Source organism: Odoribacter laneus YIT 12061 (genome assembly GCF_000243215.1).
Taxonomy (GTDB): domain Bacteria; phylum Bacteroidota; class Bacteroidia; order Bacteroidales; family Marinifilaceae; genus Culturomica; species Culturomica lanea.
In genome coordinates, this window is the sequence record NZ_JH594602.1 from 1 (window position 1) to 3,313 (window position 3,313).

4 protein-coding genes and 1 pseudogene are annotated in these 3,313 nt (G+C 29.9%); all 5 read left to right on the plus strand.

Translation table 11 applies throughout. From position 1 onward, the window contains the following. Positions 1-168, plus strand: a pseudogene (locus tag HMPREF9449_RS16645) (dTDP-glucose 4,6-dehydratase); the annotation flags it as partial. Positions 169-174: 6 nt separating this feature from the next. Next, positions 175-1,614 carry a lipopolysaccharide biosynthesis protein gene (locus HMPREF9449_RS15655; protein WP_009138239.1) on the plus strand — a complete coding sequence of 480 codons (1,440 nt, stop codon included), beginning with the start codon at positions 175-177 and terminating at the stop codon, positions 1,612-1,614. After that, a complete protein-coding gene (locus HMPREF9449_RS15660; RefSeq protein ID WP_009138240.1) occupies positions 1,611-2,675 on the plus strand; it encodes an EpsG family protein in 1,065 nt (354 codons plus the stop codon). The genes HMPREF9449_RS15655 and HMPREF9449_RS15660 overlap by 4 nt, the downstream gene beginning before the upstream one ends. Next, the gene (locus HMPREF9449_RS15665) at positions 2,672-3,088 is read left to right on the plus strand and encodes a sugar 3,4-ketoisomerase (protein ID WP_009138241.1); all 417 of its coding nucleotides are present in this window, start codon (positions 2,672-2,674) and stop codon (positions 3,086-3,088) included. The genes HMPREF9449_RS15660 and HMPREF9449_RS15665 overlap by 4 nt, the downstream gene beginning before the upstream one ends. After that, positions 3,075-3,313 (plus strand): WxcM-like domain-containing protein (locus tag HMPREF9449_RS15670; RefSeq protein ID WP_009138242.1); only part of this gene is annotated, 239 nt, incomplete at its 3' end. The genes HMPREF9449_RS15665 and HMPREF9449_RS15670, both read left to right, overlap by 14 nt.

The following is a 3,313-nucleotide window of genomic DNA, read 5'->3' on the forward strand; positions in this document are numbered from 1 at the left end:
GCGATAGATTCCACCAAATTAAAAAAAGAACTAGGCTGGGAACCGAGTTTGCAATTTGAAGAAGGAATAGAGAAGACAGTAAAATGGTATTTAGACAACCAACAATGGCTGGATCAAATTACTTCGGGAAATTATAGACAGTATTATGCAGAAATGTATCTGAATTAATAATTCATGTCATTAAATTTAAACAATAAGGTAGTATCTGCAGCTATTTGGAGTTTCATTCAAAGATTTGGGGCTTTATTTATCAGTTTTACAACCAATATTTTACTTGCAAGATTATTAAGTCCCAACGACTTTGGTTGTATGGGCATCCTCTTAGTTTTCGTTACAATAGCAGATGTCTTAGTTGACGGTGGTTTAGGATTATCCTTAATACAGAAACAACGAATCACGCCTTTAGATATTTCAACAGTATTTACATCTAATTTAGTTTTCTCAATCTTATTCTTTTTAGCAATATTATTTTCTGCACCGTTTATAGCTAATTATTTTAATTACCCCAAAATCGAAATTTATTTAACAGTACAATCTTTTGCTTTAATATTCAGGGCTATGTATGCCATCCCGTCAGCCCTACTAAATAAAGAATTAAAGTTTAAAATGCTGACTAAAATCTATTTGTTATCCAATTTTATCAGTTCTGTTAGTGCAATTATTATGGCATATGCCGGTTTTGGGGTCTGGAGTTTGGTTACAAAAAATTTAGCCCTTCAATTCATATTATTTTGCATGTTTTGGTCTTTTGCTTACGTAAAGATATCTGTAAAATTCGATTTTCATACCTTTAAAAATCTCTTTAAAATAGGCGGAGCCATTACATTTACCAATTTAACAGATATCATTTTCACTAATATCCTATCTTTTCTTATTGGTAAGAAATATTCAGTAACGACATTAGGTTATTATACTCAAGCTAAAGCTTTAGAACAAATACCCGTCTATACTTTATCAACCGTTATTAATCAGGTTTTATTTCCCGTTTTTTCTAAAATTCAAGATAATGAGGAGAGAATCAGAGAAAATACAAAAAAATGTTTAGTACTTATTACTTTTTTCTCTTTTCCCATTATGGCTTATCTCATTATTTATGCAGAACCTGTCATTACTTTTTTATATTCCTCTAAATGGCTCGATTCTGTCCCCTATTTTCAAATACTCTGTATAGCCGGCTTTGTCAATCCTATTATCCATATTAACAGGACAATAATTAAATCTTTAGGGAAGGCACAATTACTTGTAAAAACCCAGCTTTTCTCCATTATAATTGGAATTTTAATACTATTTATCGGAGTACATTTCAATATATATATTCTTTTACTCGGAATTTGCCTTTATTCTTTTTTAGGTTGTATCGTCGTTACCTATTATAGCAGTCAAGAAATAAGGTATACCCTATTAGAACAATTTTATAATATTTCAAGATCCCTAATTATCACCATAATTGTAAGTGGATTTAGTTTTTATTTAACAACTCATTTTTATCATCTAAGTGCCTTCATATTTTTACTGATATCACTTTTGATTTTCTTGAGTTTATACACTTTATTTTCATTTTTATTTAATAAAAGTTCCATTCACCTCGTTTCTGAAGTTTTGAGAAAAAAATGATAATTCTCGATTTAGTTCCCTATATTTTATTTCTGATTATTTCCCAATTAATTGGAATTCTTCAACGAAAACAGGCGATAATTATATTAATTCTGTTATTCGGGATTTTTTTAGGATTTAGATACATGGTCGGATGGGATTTTATGAATTACTACCGTACCATTATAAATGCCGGTTGGGAATTAGAACGTTTTGAATTCATTCCTCAACAGCTGGGATTATTAGCACATAAAGCAGGAAATCCTCAAATTTTCATTTTTATAATGGGATTTGCTACAATTCTATTCTTTTTTACAACCCTGTATAAAAGATCCACGGATTTAAGATTTTCCCTATTTGCTTTTACTTGTTTACCTGTTTTTTTTATTGATTCGTTTACGACGATTCGTTTTACATTGGCTGTAGGGATTTGTTTTTTTGCTTATTATTATTTCAATGATAATCTGAAAAAAAGTTTATTACTCATTTTATTGGCAACATTTGTTCATCGAGCTGCATTTTTTGGTTTTCTTATTCCATTGATAAGAAATTTTAAAATAAATCTTTTTACCAATATCCTTCTGTTTATAATATCTATCATTATAGGAATAAGCGGAATAGAAAAATTAGTCTATACAATATTCAATACCTCTTTAATTCCTTTTGTATCTGAAAGTACATACAATCATATGGCCGGTTATATAACGGATGCCAATGCAAGCGGATTCTCTAAATCCAGGTATATTTATACGATTTTCAATTTAATCAATTTTATTTTTTATAGAAAAATTATCGAAAACAACAATGAGATTAAAAAAAATATTTTTTTATACAATATCGGATGTTGTTGTCTATACATATTTTCCTTTAGCTCAACATTAGCACCAAGACTTTCAACCTTCTTTTTAACATCTATATTATTAATTGTGCCTTTCTATAAAAGGATCCCTTTAATAAAAATATTTGTTTATCTTTTATTGTTCGCTGTATTTGTTTATCAACTTTCAATTATAGGATATCATCCTGATTTTGCTACACGAAGAAATTGTTTTGTCCCTTACCAATTTTATTTTTTTCAATGAAAATATCAGAAGCTTCAATCTATGATTTGCCTAAATTTTTAGACAAAAGAGGAAATTTATCTTTTGTAGAAGAATTAAAAAATATTCCGTTTAAAATTGAGCGTATTTATTGGTTATATGATGTTCCCGGAGGAGAAACCAGAGGAGGACATGCATACAAAGAAAACAGTGAATTCATTATTGCTCTTTCCGGAAGTTTCGATGTTCTCTTAGATGACGGGGACCAACATAAAACTTATACCCTCAACCGTTCTTATCACGGCTTATATGTCCCTAAAGGGTTATGGAGAGAAATGAATAATTTTTCTACCAATTCTTTGGCGTTAATTCTAGCCTCGACGAAATATAATATAAATGATTATGTCCGAGATTATGCCGAATTCTTAAAGATTGCAAAATATGAAAAAGAATAGTGTTTACGATTGTAGCATTATAGAACTTGACAAACATCATAGTGATAGAAAAGGCAATATTTCAGTTATTGAAAATAACGATACCATTCCTTTTGAAGCTAAACGTGTTTATTATTTATATGACGTTCCCGGAGGAGAAGCCAGAGGGTCTCATGCGCATAAAGAACTATCTCAGTTGATTATAGCAGTCAGTGGTTCTTTCAGCGTAACCCTGGACGATGGAAA